Here is an 18,315-nt window from a genome sequence, read left to right as displayed (position 1 = left end):
CATGGGGTTGATAGGCCGGAGGTGTACAGCAGCGATGCCTAGCCGACCGGTACTAATAGGCCGAGGGCTTGCCACACAAACCCTCAACCAACACCACACCACCACACCCACGCGCACCTAGCGCATGTCGCGTCCACTACAAGAACCAACCCCACCACCCTGGGGGCGGGCACCCACCACTGGTGCCACCACGGGGCAAGTTGATGGGGTTCATAGAGTTACGGCGGCCATAGCGGCAGGGAAACACCCGGACCCATACCGAACCCGGAAGTTAAGCCTGCCAGCGCCGATGGTACTGCAACCGCGAGGCTGTGGGAGAGTAGGACGCCGCCGGACAAGCATTCGCAACAGGGCGACCCTTCGGGGTCGCCCTGTTGTGTTTTTGCGGCCCGCCGCGGAGTGGATGTGCCGGAACGTCCACAAGAACCCGCACGGTGCCGGTCCTCCACAGACCTGCTCCCGCGGGGGTCCGCCTGTCGGTGGCCGCCGCCAGGCTCGTGGTCGGAGGTGATGGTGCGATGACCGCACAGGAGCACGAGACGCAGGTGGGCGCCGAGGTCGGCGGCCCAGTCAACGAGGTGGTGCTGGTCGGCAGGGTGTCCGGCGAGCCCCAGGAACGGACGATGCCCAGCGGCGACACCCTGGTGTCGTTCCTGGTCGTGGTGGCCCGTCCGCCGGGCTCGGTCGGTCGCACGACGGTGGACGCACTGGACTGCGTGACCTGGACCGCCCGCGTCAAGCGGTCGGCGCTGGGGTGGCGGCCCGACGACGTGGTCGAGGTGCACGGGGCGCTGCGCCGCCGGTTCTTCTCGACCGGGGCGGGTCGGGTGTCGCGGACGGAGGTGGACGTCAGTCGGGCGAAGCTGCTTCGTCGCGCCAGGACCGGATGACGACGCCGAACGTCGGCTTGGGCTGGAACGACGTGGCCTTCTCGGGCAGCAGGCGCCCCGCGCGCACGACCTGGTCGACCTGGTCGAGCGTCGGGGCCGGCATCAGCACGGCGATGCCGTGGTCGGGGCCGGCCTGGTGCAGGGCGTCCTGGGCGGTGTGGTGGTAGGTGGTCCGGCTCGGGCCGTGGCCCAGGGACGGCACGAGGCGCTCGTGCAGGACCTCGACCTCGACCCGGTCGTCGTCCAGCGCCAGCTCGACCACGACCCAGGTGCTGCCGTCGGTCGCGACCAGCGTGGCCGGCCCGAGCGCGGCGAGCGCACCCTCGTGCGTGGCCTCCCGGACCACGATCCCCAGGGCCGTCGCGGCGTCGACGAGGTCGCGCAGGGACGAGCCGTGCAGGACGCGGTGGATGGCGCCGAGGAACAGGGGGGTGTCGTCGTGGTCGACGACCATCGCGAGCCCACGGTCGGCGGGAGTGCCGGGATGGCGCTGCTGCAGCTTGAGGTAGGCCGCGTAGCGGTGGTGGCCGTCGGCGATCAGCGCACTCGTCGGGGCCAGGTGCTCCGCCACGCGTCGCTGCAGGTCGGGGTCGGTGAGTCGCCAGACGCGGTGCAGCTGGCCGGCGCGGTCGACGACCTGGTCGGCCTCGGTCTCGCGCACCTGCCGCAGCAGGTCCCGCAACGGCGCGGGCGAGCGTTGCACGAGGAGGATGGGGGCGGGGTTGACGCCCATCTCGTCCATCCGGTCGGCGAGGTCGTCGGCCTGGGCGGGGTAGACGCCCTCGTGCGGGAGGATCACGCGTTGGTCCAGCCGCGTGGCCCGGCGCGAGACGTCGACGGCCCCGACCAGGCCGCGCACCGTCATCCCGCTCACGGTGTACTCGTGCAGGTAGAGCGACGGCTCCGGGTCCTGGACGAGCAGCCCCCGCTCCTCCCAGGCGCGCAGCCGCCGGCGCACCTCGCGGTAGGGCCGCGCCAGGGCGCGGGCCGAGGCCGGGTCGGCGATCCGGGTGCCGGTCAGGCGCAGGGCTCGGAAGGGCTCGAGGCGGAACGGACCCGCGACGAGCGGGGGTGTCACCGGCGCCTGGTCCACCCGCCTCAGCCTACGAGGCGAGCCAGGGCCGGCCGCGCAGCCCGCGCCTGGGAGAGTGGCTCCGTGCTGCTCACCTGCGCCGACCCGCTGGGGCGGGCCTACGACCTGGCCATGCTCGACCTCGACGGCGTGGTCTACGTCGGTCCGGACGCGGTGCCCGGCGCGGCCGAGCACCTGGCCGCGGCACGCGAGGCCGGGCTGCGGGTCGCGTTCATCACGAACAACGCGAGCCGTCCGCCGTCCCGGGTCGCCGCGCACCTGACCGACCTCGACGTCCCGGCCGAGGTGGCCGACGTCGTCACCTCGGCCCAGGCCGCCGCCTCCGTGCTCGCCGACCGGCTCGGTGCCGGCGCCCGGGTCGTCCTGCTGGGTGGTGAGGGCCTCGAGGTCGCCCTGGCCGAGCGCGACCTCGTCGCGGTGCGTGTGGACGCCGACGCCGACGCGCTGGTCACGGGGTACGGTCCCCAGGTCCTGTGGGGCGACATCATGCGCGGGGCCGTGCGGATCCGCGACGGCCTGTGGTGGGTCGCCAGCAACACCGACGCCTCGATCCCGACGCCGTACGGCGTCGCGCCGGGCCATGGCGTGCTGGTCGACACCCTGCGCCGGTTCACCGGGGTCGAGCCCGTGGTCGCGGGCAAGCCGGCCCGGCCGCTGCTCGACGAGACCGTGCGTCGGGTCGGTGGCGAGCGCCCGCTGATGGTCGGGGACCGGCTCGACACCGACATCGAGGGCGGCCGCGCCGCCGGCTTCGACACCCTGCTCGTGCTCACCGGCGTGACCGGGCTGCCCGAGCTCGTGTCGGCCGCGGAGGCCGAGCGGCCGTCCTACATCGGCCTGGACCTGCGGGCGCTGCGCGAGCCGCACCTGGCCCCGGAGGAGTCCGACGGCGCCTGGACCTGCGAGGGCTGGACCGCCCGGTCGACCGAGGGCCGGCTGTCGGTCGAGGGCAGGGGCCCGGAGGCGGCCTGGTGGCGTGCGGCGGCGGCGGCCGGATGGGCCTGGCTCGACGCCGAGGGCGAGCCCGTCGACGTCGACGGCGTCACGCCGCCCGTGCCTGGGAGCGGGGGTGGCGCCGGGTAGCCTCGGCGCCATGTCCGACCTGCCCGACCCGCTCGACGAGCCCGACCTCCCGGCCGAGCGGCCCGAGCCGACCGGGGTGCCGCGGGTCGACGCCGTGCTCGATGCGGTGGCCGCCGCGGCCGACGCGCCGCCGGCGGAGCAGGTCGTGGTGCTCGAGCAGGCGCACGCCGAGCTGCGGCGGGCGCTCGACGACCCCGGCACGGCCTGAGCGTGCCGCCTCGCCGACTCCGGCTCGACGCCGAGCTGGTCCGCCGCGGGCTCGCCCGGTCCCGGGAGCACGCCGCCGAGCTGGTCACCGCCGGACGGGTCAAGGTCTCGGGCGCGGTGGCCACCAAGCCCGCGACCGGCGTGACCACCGACGTCGCCATCGTGGTCGCCGTCGACCCCGACCGGCCCGACTACGTCTCCCGGGGCGGGCACAAGCTCGCGGGGGCCCTGGACGTGTTCGAGCCCGCCGGCCTGCGGGTCGCGGGGCGGCGGTGCCTCGATGCGGGTGCCTCGACGGGCGGGTTCACCGACGTCCTGCTGCGCCGCGGGGCCCGTGAGGTCGTGGCGGTCGACGTCGGCTACGGCCAGCTCGCCTGGTCGCTGCAGAGCGACGAGCGGGTGCAGGTCCACGACCGCCAGAACGTCCGCGAGCTCACGCCCGACCTCATCGGCGGGGCCGTCGACCTCGTCGTCGGCGACCTCTCCTTCATCTCCCTGGTGCTGGTGCTCGACGCCCTGCTCGCCGTGACCGCCGCCGACGGTGACCTCGCCCTCATGGTCAAGCCGCAGTTCGAGGTCGGCAAGGAGCGGGTGGGCAAGGGCGGGGTGGTCCGTGACCCCGCGCTGCGCGCCGAGGCCGTCCGCCACGTGGCCGCCGAGGCGGCCGCGCGCGGGTGGGGAGCCCGCCAGGTCGCCCGCAGCCCGTTGCCCGGGCCGTCGGGCAACGTCGAGTTCTTCCTCTGGCTGCAGCGGGGACCCGCGGTCCTGGCCCCCGACAACATCGACCGGGCTGTGCACGTCGAGCCGCCTGCCCCGTCTGTGCACGCCGAGGGCGGCGCCGCCGTCCTGGGGGTGCCGGGTGAGAGGCTGGAGCCATGAGTCCCCGTCGCGTCCTCCTGCTGGCCCACACCGGCCGGGCGGAGGCGCGCGCCGTCGCACTCGCCTTCGTCGAGGGCCTCACCGCCGAGGGGGTCGTCGTGCGGCTCGTGGCGGCCGAGGCCAAGGACCTCGGGCTGGCACCTGACGACGCCCGCGGCATCGAGCTCACCGAGTCCGAGACCGACGCCAGCCGCGACTGCGAGCTCACCGTGGTCCTCGGCGGCGACGGCAGCATCCTGCGCGCGGTCGAGCTGACCCACGACAGCGGCACGCCGGTCCTGGGAGTCAACCTCGGGCACGTCGGGTTCCTGGCCGAGGCCGAGCCCGAGGAGGTCGACGACACGATCGCGGCCGTCGTGGCCGGCGGCTACTCCGTCGAGGACCGCCTCACCCTCGACGTGGAGGTCCACCGCGACGGCGAGGTGGTGGCCCGGACGTTCGCCCTCAACGAGGCCAGCGTCGAGAAGGCGGCCCGCGAGCGGATGCTCGAGGTGCTGGTCGAGGTCGACGGACGCCCGCTCTCGCGCTGGGGCTGCGACGGCGTCGTGTGCGCGACGCCCACCGGCTCCACCGCCTACAACTTCAGCGCCGGGGGACCGGTGGTCTGGCCCGAGGTCGAGGCGCTGTGCCTGGTCCCGCTGAGCGCGCACGCGTTGTTCGCCCGGCCCATGGTCGTCGCGCCCGGCTCGGTCATCGCCATCGACGTGCTCGAGCGCACCGACGGGTTCGGGGTGCTCTGGTGCGACGGTCGACGCACGGTCGACCTCCCGCCCGGCGCCCGCATCGAGGTACGCCGCGGACCCCGGCCGGTCCGGCTGGCCCGGTTGCAGCGCGCCCCGTTCACCGACCGGCTGGTCGCCAAGTTCGACCTCAACGTCGAGGGGTGGCGCGGCGCCGGCGAGCGCCGCCTGCAGGGCGGGGGAGGTCGGCTGTGATCGAGGAGATCCGCATCGGCTCGCTCGGGGTCATCGACTCCTCCGTGCTCGAGCTCGGCCCCGGCCTGACCGTCATCACCGGTGAGACCGGCGCGGGCAAGACGATGGTGGTCACCGCGCTCGGCCTGCTGCTCGGCGGCCGGGCCGACAGCGGCGCGGTCCGCACCGGCGCCCGGCAGGCGCGGGTCGAGGGCGTGGTGCGCACCGACGGGCTCGAGGCCTTCGTCCGCGCGGTCGACGAGGTCGGCGGCGAGGTCGAGGACGGCCCCGACGGCGGCACCGTGGTGCTGGCCCGCAACGTCTCGGCCGAGGGCCGCTCCCGCGCGTTCGTGGGAGGCGCGGCCGTCCCGGTGGCGCGGCTGACCGAGGTCGCCGAGCCGCTGGTCGCCGTGCACGGGCAGTCCGACCAGCACCGGCTGCTGCTGCCCCGCGCCCAGCGCGACGCGGTCGACCGCTTCGGCGGCGCCGCGGTCGCCAAGGTCCTGGCCACCTACCAGCGCACCTACCGCGCCCTCGAGGAGACCCGGCGCGAGCTCGAGGAGGTCACCGCCAGCGCCCGCGAGCGGGCGCGCGAGGCCGACCTGCTGCGCTTCGGCCTCGGCGAGGTCGAGGCGCTCGACCCGCAGCCGGGCGAGGACGCCGAGCTGGCCGCCGAGGAGACCCGCCTCGGGTTCGCCGACACCCTGCGGGCCGCGGCCGAGCAGGCCCGCGAGGCTCTCTCCAGCGAGCACGGCGGGCCGGACGCGCTCGGCACCACCTCGGCCGCCCGCGGGTTCCTCGAGAGCGTCCGCGAGCACGACCCCGAGGCCGCCGGGCTGGCCGACCGCCTGGCCGAGGTGACCTACCTCGTCTCCGACGTGGCGGCCGACGTGGCGTCGTACGCCTCGGGCATCGACACCGACCCCGCCCGCCTGGCCGCGGTCTCCGAGCGACGCGCCGGCCTGACCGCGCTCACCCGCAAGTACGGCGAGACCATCGACGAGGTGCTGGCCTGGTCGGCCCAAGCCGCGCAGCGGCTGCTCGACCTCGACGGCACCGACGAACGCATCGCCGCCCTGACCGCGCGGCGCGAGGAGCTCCAGGCCGAGCTCACGACCGCCGCCGAGGCGCTGCACACCGCGCGCGCCAAGGCCGCACGGCGGCTGGAGAAGCAGGTCACCGACGAGCTGACCCTGCTGGCCATGCCCCACGCGCGGTTGGCCATCAGCGTCGAGCCGGCCGAGCCCGCCGCCCACGGCGCCGACGACGTGCAGCTGCTGCTCGCCGCCAACACTGGCGCCGAGCCGCGTCCGCTGTCCAAGGGCGCCAGCGGTGGCGAGCTGTCCCGCGTGATGCTCGCCCTCGAGGTCGCGCTGGCCGGCACCAGCCCGGTGCCGACGTTCGTCTTCGACGAGGTCGACGCCGGCGTCGGTGGGGCGGCTGCGGTCGAGGTCGGACGACGCCTGGCCCGGTTGGCGCGCTCGGCGCAGGTCCTCGTCGTCACCCACCTGCCCCAGGTGGCGGCGTACGCCGACCGGCACGTCCTGGTGCGCAAGGCCAGTGACGGGTCGGTCACCACCTCGGGCCTGGCCGTCCTCGACGACGAGGCACGCGAGCGCGAGCTGTCGCGGATGCTGGCCGGGCTCGCCGACTCCGACACCGCCCTGGCCCACGCCCGAGAGCTGCTGGAGGTCGCTCAGCCCTCCCGCGCCGGGGCCGCGCGCGCCGAGGGCTGAGACCGGCCGTGGCTGCGATAGCATGGAGTCCCGTGAAGGCGGCCGCGGTAGACCAGTCCAAGCACGTCTTCGTCACCGGAGGTGTCGCCTCCTCGCTGGGCAAGGGCCTGACGGCCTCGAGCCTCGGTCGACTGCTCCGCTCGCGCGGCCTGCGGGTGACGATGCAGAAGCTCGACCCCTACCTCAACGTCGATCCCGGGACGATGAACCCGTTCCAGCACGGCGAGGTCTTCGTGACCGACGACGGCGCGGAGACCGACCTCGACATCGGGCACTACGAACGGTTCCTCGACGTCGACCTCGGCCAGATCGCCAACGTGACGACGGGACAGGTCTACTCCAGCGTCATCGCCAAGGAGCGCCGCGGTGACTACCTCGGCGACACCGTGCAGGTCATCCCGCACATCACCAACGAGATCAAGGACCGGATCCTGGCCATGGGCGGCCCGGAGATCGACGTGGTCATCACCGAGATCGGCGGCACCGTCGGCGACATCGAGTCCTTGCCGTTCCTCGAGTCCGCCAGGCAGGTGCGCCACGAGATCGGCCGCGACAACTGCTTCTTCCTGCACGTCTCGCTCGTGCCCTACATCGGCCCGTCGGGCGAGCTGAAGACCAAGCCCACCCAGCACTCCGTCGCCGCGCTGCGCCAGGTCGGCATCCAGCCCGACGCGGTCGTGTGCCGCTCCGACCGCGAGCTGCCCGACTCGATCAAGCGCAAGATCTCGCTCATGTGCGACGTCGACCAGGACGCCGTGGTCACCGCGGCCGACGCGCCGTCGATCTACGACATCCCCAAGGTGCTGCACCGCGAGGGCCTCGACGCCTACGTCGTGCGCCGCCTCGACCTGCCCTTCCGCGACGTGGACTGGACCGTGTGGGACGACCTGCTGCGCCGGGTCCACCACCCCAAGGAGGACGTGACCGTCGCGCTGGTCGGCAAGTACGTCGACCTGCCCGACGCCTACCTCTCCGTCGTCGAGGCGCTGCGGGCCGGCGGGTTCGCCCACGAGGCCAAGGTGCACGTGCGCTGGGTGCCCTCCGACGAGTGCGAGACCCCGGCCGGCGCCGCCCGCCACCTCGGCGACGTCGACGCGGTCGTGGTCCCCGGCGGCTTCGGGATCCGCGGGCTGGAGGGCAAGCTCGGCGCGCTCACCTTCACCCGCACCCACGGCATCCCCACCCTCGGGCTGTGCCTCGGCCTGCAGTGCATGGTGATCGAGTACGCGCGCACCGTCGCCGGCCTGGCCGGCGCCGCGTCGACCGAGTTCGACCCCGAGACGCCCGAGCCCGTCATCGCGACGATGGAGGAGCAGAAGGCGTTCGTCGGGGGCGCGGGCGACCTCGGCGGCACGATGCGCCTGGGCCTGTACGCCGCCGAGCTCACCCCCGGCAGCGTGGCCGCGCAGGCCTACGGCGCCACCCGGATCGAGGAGCGCCACCGCCACCGCTACGAGGTCAACAACGACTACCGCGACCGCCTCGCCGCGGCCGGCCTCGTCTTCTCCGGCCTCAACCCCGACCTCGACCTCGTCGAGTTCGTCGAGCTCCCGCGCGAGCAGCACCCCTACTACGTCGCGACCCAGGCCCACCCCGAGCTGCGCTCGCGGCCCACCCGGCCGCACCCGCTGTTCGCCGGCCTCGTCGGCGCGGCCATCGAGCGCCAGAAGGAGCTGCGGTTCCCCATCGACGTCGACCCGGTCGACGTCGCCGAGGGCGCCGACGCGCCGGCCCTGGTCGAGTGAGCGAGCCGCTGCGGGACACCCCGGCCTCCTGGCCGGTCACGGACACCGAGGACCTCCACCGCGACGGCTGGGTGGTCGCGCTGCGGGCCGACCGGGTGACCACCCCCGACGGCGCCACCGCCCGGCGCCTCGTGGTCGAGCACCCCGGCGCCGCGGTCGTGCTGGCCGTCGACGACGACGACCGGGTGCTGCTGCTGTGGCAGTACCGCCACCCCGCCGGCCGCCGGTTCGTCGAGGTGCCCGCCGGGCTGCTCGACGGCGACGCCGACGAGGAGCCGATCGCGGTCGCTCGGCGCGAGCTGCGCGAGGAGGCCCAGCTGCAGGCCGAGGAGTGGACGCACCTGGCGTCGTCGTACCCCTCGCCGGGCATCACCACGGAGGTCCAGCACCTCTTCCTCGCGCGCCGGTTGAGCCCCGCCGACCGGGGTGACTTCGAGCTGCACCACGAGGAGGCCGACATGACCTCGGCGTGGGTGCCCTTCTCCGAGCTGCACGACGCCGTGCTCGACGGGCGGGTCGCCGACGGCCCGGTCATCCAGTGCGTCCTGCTCGCGCGGGCGCGCGGGTTGGTCTGAGAGCTGTCGTCGCGAGCCACTAGCCTGCGTGACGCGGGTCACGAGCCCGCACCACCCAGAACCCGACACCCAGGGAGCAAGACGTGCGCATCGGCGTGCCGAAGGAAGTCAAGAACCACGAGTACCGCGTCGCCATCACGCCGATCGGCGTGCACGAGCTGACGGCCCACGGTCACGACGTGGTCGTCCAGGAGGGGGCCGGCCTCGGCTCCTCCATCCCCGACGAGGAGTACGTTGCCGCGGGCGCGACCATCGTGCCCACCGCGGAGGACGCCTGGGGCACCGACGGCGGCGTCGACCTGGTGCTCAAGGTCAAGGAGCCGGTCGCCGAGGAGTACGACCGGATGCGCGAGGGCCTGACCCTCTTCACCTACCTCCACCTCGCCGCCGACAAGCCGCTGACCGAGGAGCTGCTGGCCCGCAAGGTCACCGGCATCGCCTACGAGACCGTCCAGCTGCCCTCGGGCGGCCTGCCGCTGCTCTACCCGATGTCGGAGGTCGCGGGCTGCCTCGCGCCCCAGGTCGGTGCCTACAGCCTGCTCAAGGCCCAGGGCGGCCGTGGCGTGCTCATGGGCGGCGTCGGCGGCGTGGCCAACGCCAAGGTCGTCATCATCGGGGCCGGCGTCTCCGGCCAGAACGCCGCCAACATCGCCCTCGGCATGGGCGCCGACGTCACCTTGCTCGACACCGACCTCGACAAGCTGCGCATGTCGTTCTGGCGCTACAACAACCGCGTCCACGGCCTGGCGTCGTCCAAGCTGGCACTGGAGCAGCAGGTGCGCGAGGCCGACATGGTCATCGGTGCCGTGCTCATCCCCGGCGCCGCGGCCCCCAAGCTGGTCAGCAACGAGCTGGTCGCGCAGATGAAGCCGGGCTCCGTGCTGGTCGACATCGCCGTCGACCAGGGCGGCTGCTTCGAGGACACCCGGCCCACCACGCACGCCGACCCCACCTTCCAGGTGCACGGCTCGACGTTCTACTGCGTGGCCAACATGCCCGGCGCGGTGCCCAACACCTCGACCTACGCCCTGACCAACGCCACCCTCCCGTACGCCGTCGCGCTGGCCGACCGCGGCTGGGCCGAGGCCTGCCGGGCCGACCGGTCGCTCGCGCTGGGCCTCAACACCCACGACGGGCGCCTGACCAACGTGCCCGTCGGCCAGGCGACCGGCATCGACGCCGTCGACCCGGCCGACGTGCTCGCCGGCGCCTGAGGCGCGACGACACCCATGACCACGGCGGCCACCGACGGGGCGCTGGTGCGCGCCGTGCGGACCTACCTCGACCACCTCACGGTCGAGAAGGGGCTGGCCGCCAACACCCTGTCGTCCTACCGGCGCGACCTCCGGCGCTACCTGCAGTTCCTCGCCCACCGCGACGTCGACGACCTCGCCGCGGTCGACGAGGCGACGGTGACGGCCTTCCTGGTCGCGCTCCGCGAGGGCGACGCCGACCACCCACCGCTGGGGGCCAGCTCGGCGGCCCGGACCGTGGTCGCCGTGCGCGGCTTCCACCGGTTCGCGGTCGCCGACGGCCTCGCGGTGGTCGACCCCGCGGCCGCGGTCAAGCCACCGGCGCCGGCCAAGCGGCTGCCCAAGGCCCTGCCGCTCTCCGACGTCGAGGCGATCCTCGAGGCGGCGGGGTCGACCGGCACCGCCCTCGCCCTGCGTGACCGAGCGCTGCTCGAGGTGCTCTACGGCACCGGCGCCCGCATCTCCGAGGCCGTCGGCCTCGACGTCGACGACCTCGACCCGGCCGACGGCACGGTCCTGCTCCGCGGCAAGGGCGGCAAGGAGCGGCTGGTCCCCGTCGGGTCGTTCGCCCGCGAGGCCGTCGACGCCTACCTCGTCCGGGCCCGGCCCGAGCTGGTCAGCACCCGCGCCGTGGGCGGGGCGCTGTTCCTCAACGCCCGCGGCGGCCGGCTCTCGCGGCAGTCGGCCTGGGCGGTGCTGGTGCGGACCGCCGAGCGCGCCGGGGTCACCCGCGACGTCTCGCCCCACACCCTGCGACACTCGTTCGCGACCCACCTGCTCGACGGTGGCGCCGACGTCCGGGTGGTCCAGGAGCTGCTGGGGCACGCCTCGGTCACCACGACGCAGGTCTACACGCTCGTCACCGTCGACAACCTCCGCCAGGTCTTCGCGACCGCCCACCCCCGGGCCCGCGACTGACCGCCGGCACCCCGACCCGCCCCGACCACCACGACCCGTCTGGAGCCCGATGACCCTCCGCCCGCCCCTCGTGGCCGTGGTGCTCGCGCCGGTGGTGTGCGTCGCCCTGCTCGCCGGCTGCAGCGGGGACGACGGCCCGGGGCCGGCGGAGCCGTCGTCGACGCCCACCGACGACCTCGCAGGCGTCCCTGCGGCCGCCCGCGCCCTGTGCGCGCCGTTCCGGGCTGCGTACGCCCGCATCGCCGAGGGCGGCGCCCTGCCCGACGACCCGGCCGCGCCCGTGCCGGCCGACGTGGTCGACGCCTACCGCGACCTGGGGACGGCGATCACCGAGGCCGGGTCCGCGGCGCGCCCGGAGGACATGACCGACGACCAGGCCGCCGGGCTCGCCGTGCTCTCGCAGCGGCTCGAGGCCCTGCCCGACGACGCCACCGGCGCCGACCTGGCCGCCGTCGAGGGCGGGCTCGACCCCGACGAGGGCCGCGAGGTCGCCGAGGCGCGGGCGTGGGTCGCCAGTACCTGCGACGTCACCGGCGTCGGACGGTGAGCGGCACCCCAGCCTGGGTGCCGGCGACCGGCACGGCGCCCGACGACGTCTTCCTGGCCGTCTCGGCGTGGGCCGAGGAAGGCGGCAGGCCGCTCTACCCGCACCAGGACGAGGCCATCATGGAGGTCCTGGCCGGCAACCACGTCGTGCTGGCGACCCCCACCGGCACCGGCAAGTCCCTGGTCGCCGTCGGCGCCCACGCCGCCGCGCTGGCCGACGACCGCGTGTCGTTCTACACCGCCCCGATCAAGGCCCTGGTCAACGAGAAGTTCTTCGACCTGTGCGCGGTCTTCGGCGCCGACAACGTCGGCATGCTGACCGGCGACGCCTCGGTCAACCCCGACGCCCCGATCATCTGCTGCACCGCCGAGGTGCTGGCCAACCTCGCGCTGCGCGAGGGGGCCGACGCCGACGTCGGGCTCGTCGTCATGGACGAGTTCCACTACTACGCCGAGCCCGACCGTGGCTGGGCCTGGCAGGTGCCGCTGCTCGAGCTCACCCGCACCCAGTTCGTGCTGATGTCGGCCACCCTGGGTGACGTCACCGACCTCGCCGTCGACCTGACCCGCCGCACGGGCCGCGAGACCGCCGTCGTCGACGGTGCCGAGCGCCCCGTGCCACTCACCTTCACCTGGGCGCTGACGCCGCTGGCCGAGACGCTCGAGGAGGTCGTCACGACCCAGCAGGCCCCGGCGTACGTCGTCCACTTCACGCAGAAGGACGCCGTCGAGCACGCCACGTCGCTGCTCACCGCGCCCTGGCTGCCCAAGGGCACCGTCGTCGACCTGCCGGTCGGCTTCCGCTTCGGCGCCGGGTTCGGCAAGACACTGGCCCGGCTGCTGCGCAAGGGCATCGGCGTCCACCACGCCGGCATGCTGCCGCGCTACCGCCGCCTCGTGGAGCAGCTCGCCCAGACCGGGCAGCTCCGGGTCATCTGCGGCACCGACACCCTCGGCGTCGGCATCAACGTCCCGATCCGCACCGTGCTGTTCACCGGCCTCGCCAAGTACGACGGCAGCCGGTCGCGCGTGCTGCGGACCCGCGAGTTCCTGCAGATCGCGGGGCGGGCCGGGCGGGCCGGGTTCGACACGGCCGGCTACGTCGTCGTCCAGGCGCCGCCGCACGTCATCGAGAACGAGCGGGCCAAGGCCAAGGCCGCGGCCAAGAACGCCGCCAACCCCAAGAAGAACTCCAAGGCCCACCTCAAGAAGCCGCCGGAGGGCACGGTGGTGTGGACCGAGGCGACCTTCGACAAGCTGGTCGCGGGCGTGCCCGAGCAGCTGGTGTCGAGGATGAAGGTCGACAACGCGATGCTGGTCAACGTCCTCTCCCGCGACGAGGACGCGTTCGGGGTGCTGCGGCGCCTGCTCACCGACAACCACGAGCCCCGGCGCCAGCAGCTGCGCCTGGCCCGCCGGGCCCTGCGCCTGGCCCGCAGCCTGGTCGCCTCGGGCACCGTCGTGCGGCTCGACGAGCCCGACGACCTCGGCCGGCGCTACGTGCTGGCCGACGACGTGCCCGACGACTTCGCCCTCAACCAGCCGCTCTCGCACTTCGCCATCGAGGCGCTGGACCTGCTCGACCCCGAGTCGGTCGACCACACGGTCGAGATCGTCTCGGTCATCGAGGCCACCCTGGAGGCGCCCCGGGTGATCCTCTTCGCCCAGCAGAACGCCGCCCGCGGCGAGGCCCTGGCGGAGATGAAGGCCGACGGCCTGGAGTACGAGGAGCGGATGGCGCTGCTCGACCAGGTCACCTGGCCGCAGCCGCTGGCCGAGCTGCTCGGCGCGACGTACGAGATCTACCGCGAGCGGCACCCGTGGCTGCGCGAGGACGCGCTCGACCCCAAGTCGGTCGTGCGCGAGATGTACGAGCAGGGGATGTCGTTCCACGACTTCTGCTCCCGCTACCAGCTGGCCCGCGCCGAGGGGCTGGTGCTGCGCTACCTCACCGACGCCTACCGGGCGCTGCGCCAGACCGTGCCCGAGGCGCACCGCACCCCCGAGCTCGAGGACCTCCTGGAGTGGCTGGGGGAGACGATCCGCCAGACCGACTCCTCCCTGCTCGACGAGTGGGAGGCCCTCACCGACCCCGACCACGCCTCCCGCACGGTCACCGACCACGAGGTGCCGACGTCGCCGCGGCCGATCTCGCGGCAGGACCGGGCCTTCCGGGTCATGGTCCGCAACGCCATGTGGCGCCGGGTCGAGCTCGTCGCCCGCGACGACCTGGACGGCCTGATGCGGCTCGAGCGCGACGCCGCTGACCGGCTCGACCCGCCCCGCGCGGTGGTGATGGGCCGCTCGGCCTGGGACGCGGCGATCGAGGCCTACTACGCCGCCCACGACGAGGTCGGCACCGACGCCGACGCCCGCGGACCCGAGCTGCTGCGCATCGAGCCCGCCACCGGCGTCCCGGCGGGGGTCGACCCCGACGAGGGGCCCACCGACGTCCGGCTGTGGCGGGTCACCCAGACGGTGGCCGACCCCGCGGGGGACCGCGACTGGGTCGTGGAGGCGCTGGCCGACCTCGACGCCTCCGACGAGGCCGGCGAGCTGGTGCTCGCCACCGTGGCCTTCCGCAGCCTCACCGACGCCTGAGGCCCCTCCGCCGCCACCCTTGCGGGTCGGCCGCCTCGTCCACAGATTGCTCCACAGGAGGGGGAAACCTGTGGAGGGCAGGCGGGTCCGGTCCACCACGAGTGCACAGATCCGGCTCGGCCCTGGGGATGAGGAGCCCCGGTCTGCCGCGATGCCCGACACGGTCCTACGCTCTGCGGCGAGTCGTCCCCGATGTCGCCGTGTCGACAATCGAGACTGGTCGTACCGACACCAGCCGGCCCCCACCCCGACGACCACCACCAGGAGCAGCCATGACTGACGCACCGTTCGTCGGCACCCCCGCGATGCCGCCACGGACGACCGGGGCCACCCCGTCCCCGACCGACGGCCGGCCCGAGCAGCTGGCGGCCACGCTGCCGTTCGAGCGCCCGGCGGGCAAGGTCGAGCTCGGGCCGACCGGACGCCCCAAGCCGGTGCTGCCCGAGCCCGGCCCGCCGCCCGTCGGGCGTCCGGCCCGCGTGGTGTCGATGTGCAACCAGAAGGGCGGGGTCGGCAAGACCACGACCACCATCAACCTCGGGGCCTCGCTGGCCGAGCAGGGCCGCAAGGTGCTGCTCGTCGACTTCGACCCGCAGGGGTCGCTGTCGGTCGGCCTCGGCCTCAACCCGCACGAGATGGACCTGACGGTCTACAACCTCCTGATGCAGCGCGACGTCACCCTCGACGAGGTGGTCGTGCCCTCCGGTGTGCCCGGCATGGACCTGCTGCCCTCCAACATCGACCTGTCCGCCGCCGAGGTGCAGCTGGTGCACGAGGTCGCGCGCGAGCAGACCCTGCAGCGGGTCCTGCAGCCCGCCCTGGCGGCGTACGACGTCGTGCTGATCGACTGCCAGCCCTCGCTCGGCCTGCTCACGGTCAACGCGCTCACCGCCTCCGACGGCGTGATCGTGCCGCTGGAGTGCGAGTACTTCGCGCTGCGCGGCGTGGCGCTGCTCAAGACCACGATCGACAAGGTCCGCGAGCGGCTCAACCCCAAGCTGGAGATCGACGGCGTGCTCGGCACGATGTTCGACGGGCGCACCCTGCACAGCCGCGAGGTCATGGAGCGGTTGGTGCAGGCCTGGGGCGACGCGGTCTTCCACACCGTCATCCGCCGCACCGTGAAGTTCTCCGACTCCACCGTGGCCGGCGAGCCGATCACCTCCTACGCCTCGGCCTCGGCTGGCGCCGAGTCCTACCGCGACCTGGCCAAGGAGGTGCTGGCCCGGTGGCCCGACGAGTGAGCCTGCCCGCGGCCGACGACCTGTTCCGGCCGACCGTCGCCCCCGGCGAGCCGGACCCTGCGGAGGGGAAGCCGCAGGTCCGGGCCGTGCCGGACCGTCCCGACGACGCCGCCGACGAGCCCGACGGGGCCGAGGGGACGCCCGCCAAGAAGCGGGCCAGCGGCCGGATCAAGCACGACGAGAAGATGACCGTCTACGTCACCTCCGAGGAGCTGCTCGACCTCGAGCGCACCCGGCTGGAGCTGCGCGGCGAGCACGGCCTGGCCGTCGACCGGGGCCGTCTGGTCCGCGAGGCGATCGACCTCGTGCTCGCCGACTTCCACGCCCGGGGCGCCGAGAGCATGCTGGTCCGCGGTCTGCTCGAGGAGTGAGCACCGCCGCGACCCCCGTCGAGACCCCGGCCGAGGTCGCCGGGTTCTCCCTGCGCCTGGACAACTTCGAGGGCCCGTTCGACCTGCTGCTCAGCCTGATCTCCAAGCACAAGCTCGACATCACCGAGGTCGCGCTGTCGCGGGTCACCGACGAGTTCATCGCCCACGTCAAGGCGGGCGGCGAGGTCTGGGACCTCGAGCAGACGACGTCGTTCCTGCTGGTCGCCTCCACCCTGCTCGACCTCAAGGCGGCCCGGCTGCTCCCGCAGGGCGACGTGGAGGACGAGGAGGACCTCGCGCTGCTGGAGGCACGCGACCTGCTCTTCGCCCGGCTGCTGCAGTACAAGGCGTTCAAGCAGGTCGCGACCGTGCTCGAGGGGCGCCTGGACGACGAGTCGCTACGCCACCCGCGGGCGGTCGGGCTGGAGGAGCGCTTCGCCGGCCTGCTGCCCGAGGTGCTCATCGGCATCGGCCTGCAGCAGTTCGCCGGGCTGGCGGCCAAGGCGCTGGAGCCCAAGCCGGAGCCCGAGGTGGCCCTGGCCCACATCCACGCCCCGGCGGTCTCGGTGCGCGAGCAGGCCGGCATCGTCGTCGACCGGCTGCGCCGCAGCGGCACCCTCACCTTCCGCGCCCTGGCCGGCGACGCGCCCGACACCCTCACCACCGTCGCCCGGTTCCTGGCCCTGCTGGAGCTGTTCCGCGAGGGCGCGGTGGCCTTCGAGCAGGCCCGCGCCCTCGGCGAGCTGACGGTGCGGTGGACCGGCGACGAGGAGGCGGCCCAGGCCGTCGCGACCATCGACATCGACGAGTTCGACGGCACCCCGCTGCCCGCCGTACCGGAGGAGACCCCGTGACCCAGCAACCCGACCAACGCGACGAGGAGCTGCTCGCCGTGCCCGTGGCCGCGCTGCACCCCTCGCTCGAGGCGCTGCTGATGGTCGCCGACCAGCCGCTCGACGCCACGGTCCTCGCGGCCGCCACCGGCTACCCGGCCGAGGAGGTGGTCGAGGCGCTGCACGCGCTCGCCGCGGAGTACGCCGAGCAGGCGCGCGGCTTCGAGCTGCGCAACGTCGCCAGCGGCTGGCGCTACTACACGCGCGAGGAGTACGCCGCCGTGGTCGAGGCGTTCGTGCTGGAGGGCCAGCAGGCCCGGCTGACCCAGGCGGCGCTCGAGACGCTCGCCGTGGTCGCCTACAAGCAGCCGGTCTCCCGCGCGCGCGTCTCGGCGATCCGCGGGGTCAACGTCGACGGCGTGATGCGCACGTTGCTGACCCGCGGCCTGGTCGAGGAGGCGGGCCGCGACGGCGAGCACGGGGCCACGCTCTACCGCACGACGGGCTACTTCCTGGAGCGGATCGGGGTGCAGTCGCTCGACGAGCTGCCCGAGCTGGCGCCGTACCTGCCCGACATGGACGACCTCGACGACGAGCTGTCGGAGATGCTGGCCGGGCCGACGGCCCCGCCGGCCGCCGCGCAGGCCGGGGAGCCGTCATGAGGGACATCGCCGTCGACGACGACGGCCTGGTGCGGCTGCAGAAGCTGCTGGCCCAGTCGGGCGTCGCCTCCCGGCGCAAGTGCGAGGAGCTGATGCTCGACGGCGAGGTCGAGGTCGACGGCGAGGTCGTCACCCGCCTCGGCACCAAGGTCGACCCCCGCACCGCCGTGGTCCGGGTCAGCGGGAGGCTGCTGCCCCCGGTCTCCGACTTCGTCTACCTCGTGCTGCACAAGCCCCGCGGCGTCGTGTCGACCATGAGCGACCCGGAGGGCCGGCCGACGCTGGAGCAGTTCGTGGCCGAACGCCCCGAGAGGCTCTTCCACGTCGGGCGCCTGGACACCGACACCTCCGGGCTGCTGCTGCTGACCAACGACGGCGACTTCGCCAACCGGATGGCGCACCCGTCGTTCGAGGTCGACAAGACCTACGTCGCCGAGGTGGCGGGCCAGGTCACCCGGTCCACCGCCGAGCGGCTGCGTGCCGGCGTCGAGCTCGACGACGGCCCCGTGCACCCCACCCGGGTCAAGGTCGTCTCGCCGACCCCCGAGCGCAGCATCGTCGAGCTCGTCATCCACGAGGGGCGCAACCGCATCGTGCGCCGGCTGCTGGACCAGGTCGGCCACCCGGTCCGCAAGCTCTCCCGCACCGACCTCGGACCGGTCCGGCTCGGGTCCCTGCGGCCGGGCGAGGTCCGCGAGCTGACGCTCGATGAGCTGGGCTCGCTGCTCGACAGCGTCCGCGACACCTCGGGGTGACCGTTCGCGG

18 protein-coding genes and 1 rRNA gene are annotated in these 18,315 nt (G+C 74.1%); 18 read left to right on the top strand and 1 reads right to left on the bottom strand.

What is annotated here, in order from left to right; translation table 11 throughout:
* Positions 1–219: 219 nt before the first annotated feature.
* Both rrf and FJQ57_RS19695 read left to right on the top strand, forming a co-directional pair.
* Positions 220–336: ribosomal RNA gene (gene rrf, locus FJQ57_RS19700) — 5S ribosomal RNA — on the top strand.
* A 182-nt stretch (positions 337–518) separates the two neighbouring features.
* The gene (locus FJQ57_RS19695; RefSeq protein WP_139983591.1) at positions 519–890 is read left to right on the top strand and encodes a single-stranded DNA-binding protein; all 372 of its coding nucleotides are present in this window, start codon (positions 519–521) and stop codon (positions 888–890) included.
* Here FJQ57_RS19695 and FJQ57_RS19690 read toward each other — a convergent pair.
* Positions 850–1,983 (bottom strand): DUF1015 domain-containing protein, encoded by a 1,134-nt coding sequence (locus FJQ57_RS19690; protein ID WP_170219517.1) that lies wholly within the window; start codon positions 1,981–1,983, stop codon positions 850–852. The genes FJQ57_RS19695 and FJQ57_RS19690 overlap by 41 nt on opposite strands.
* A 63-nt stretch (positions 1,984–2,046) precedes the next feature.
* Between FJQ57_RS19690 and FJQ57_RS19685 the strand changes: the two genes are divergently transcribed.
* The 16 genes from FJQ57_RS19685 (at position 2,047) to FJQ57_RS19610 (ending at position 18,305) form a co-directional block, all read left to right on the top strand.
* A complete protein-coding gene (locus FJQ57_RS19685) occupies positions 2,047–3,066 on the top strand; it encodes an HAD-IIA family hydrolase (protein ID WP_246081915.1) in 1,020 nt (339 codons plus the stop codon).
* A gap of 10 nt (positions 3,067–3,076) precedes the next feature.
* Positions 3,077–3,274: a hypothetical protein gene (locus tag FJQ57_RS19680; RefSeq protein ID WP_139983585.1), complete on the top strand. Its 198-nt coding sequence runs from the start codon at positions 3,077–3,079 to the stop codon at positions 3,272–3,274.
* A gap of 2 nt (positions 3,275–3,276) precedes the next feature.
* The gene (locus FJQ57_RS19675; protein WP_139983583.1) at positions 3,277–4,152 is read left to right on the top strand and encodes a TlyA family RNA methyltransferase; all 876 of its coding nucleotides are present in this window, start codon (positions 3,277–3,279) and stop codon (positions 4,150–4,152) included.
* The gene (locus FJQ57_RS19670) at positions 4,149–5,087 is read left to right on the top strand and encodes an NAD kinase (protein ID WP_139983581.1); all 939 of its coding nucleotides are present in this window, start codon (positions 4,149–4,151) and stop codon (positions 5,085–5,087) included. Before FJQ57_RS19675 ends, FJQ57_RS19670 begins: the two co-directional genes overlap by 4 nt.
* On the top strand, positions 5,084–6,802 hold the full coding sequence (gene recN, locus FJQ57_RS19665; RefSeq protein ID WP_139983579.1) for a DNA repair protein RecN: 1,719 nt from the start codon (positions 5,084–5,086) through the stop codon (positions 6,800–6,802). The genes FJQ57_RS19670 and recN overlap by 4 nt, the downstream gene beginning before the upstream one ends.
* Before the next feature lie 32 nt (positions 6,803–6,834).
* Positions 6,835–8,547: a CTP synthase gene (locus FJQ57_RS19660; protein ID WP_139983567.1), complete on the top strand. Its 1,713-nt coding sequence runs from the start codon at positions 6,835–6,837 to the stop codon at positions 8,545–8,547.
* Positions 8,544–9,122, top strand: a complete 579-nt coding sequence (locus FJQ57_RS19655) for an NUDIX domain-containing protein (protein ID WP_139983565.1) — start codon at positions 8,544–8,546, stop codon at positions 9,120–9,122. The genes FJQ57_RS19660 and FJQ57_RS19655 overlap by 4 nt, the downstream gene beginning before the upstream one ends.
* Before the next feature lie 83 nt (positions 9,123–9,205).
* Positions 9,206–10,336, top strand: coding sequence for an alanine dehydrogenase (gene ald / locus FJQ57_RS19650; protein ID WP_139983563.1), 1,131 nt, complete (start codon positions 9,206–9,208; stop codon positions 10,334–10,336).
* Between the two features lie 15 nt (positions 10,337–10,351).
* Entirely contained in the window at positions 10,352–11,293 is a 942-nt protein-coding gene (gene xerD, locus FJQ57_RS19645) for a site-specific tyrosine recombinase XerD (protein WP_139983561.1), read from the top strand.
* 49 nt (positions 11,294–11,342) lie between these two features.
* Positions 11,343–11,840 carry a hypothetical protein gene (locus FJQ57_RS19640; RefSeq protein WP_139983560.1) on the top strand — a complete coding sequence of 166 codons (498 nt, stop codon included), beginning with the start codon at positions 11,343–11,345 and terminating at the stop codon, positions 11,838–11,840.
* Positions 11,837–14,440: a DEAD/DEAH box helicase gene (locus tag FJQ57_RS19635; protein ID WP_139983558.1), complete on the top strand. Its 2,604-nt coding sequence runs from the start codon at positions 11,837–11,839 to the stop codon at positions 14,438–14,440. Before FJQ57_RS19640 ends, FJQ57_RS19635 begins: the two co-directional genes overlap by 4 nt.
* A 272-nt stretch (positions 14,441–14,712) precedes the next feature.
* Positions 14,713–15,684: a ParA family protein gene (locus FJQ57_RS19630; protein ID WP_211349151.1), complete on the top strand. Its 972-nt coding sequence runs from the start codon at positions 14,713–14,715 to the stop codon at positions 15,682–15,684.
* Positions 15,669–16,055, top strand: coding sequence for a hypothetical protein (locus tag FJQ57_RS19625; protein WP_139983556.1), 387 nt, complete (start codon positions 15,669–15,671; stop codon positions 16,053–16,055). The genes FJQ57_RS19630 and FJQ57_RS19625 overlap by 16 nt, the downstream gene beginning before the upstream one ends.
* Entirely contained in the window at positions 16,052–16,909 is an 858-nt protein-coding gene (locus FJQ57_RS19620; RefSeq protein WP_139983554.1) for a segregation and condensation protein A, read from the top strand. The genes FJQ57_RS19625 and FJQ57_RS19620 overlap by 4 nt, the downstream gene beginning before the upstream one ends.
* A complete protein-coding gene (gene scpB / locus FJQ57_RS19615) occupies positions 16,906–17,550 on the top strand; it encodes an SMC-Scp complex subunit ScpB (protein ID WP_139983552.1) in 645 nt (214 codons plus the stop codon). The genes FJQ57_RS19620 and scpB overlap by 4 nt, the downstream gene beginning before the upstream one ends.
* Entirely contained in the window at positions 17,547–18,305 is a 759-nt protein-coding gene (locus FJQ57_RS19610; protein WP_139983551.1) for a pseudouridine synthase, read from the top strand. Before scpB ends, FJQ57_RS19610 begins: the two co-directional genes overlap by 4 nt.
* Positions 18,306–18,315: the final 10 nt, after the last annotated feature.

This window comes from Nocardioides litoris (genome assembly GCF_006346315.1).
Taxonomy (GTDB): domain Bacteria; phylum Actinomycetota; class Actinomycetes; order Propionibacteriales; family Nocardioidaceae; genus Nocardioides; species Nocardioides litoris.
Note: the sequence above shows the minus strand (reverse complement) of the source record. Positions and strands in the feature narration are given on the sequence as shown.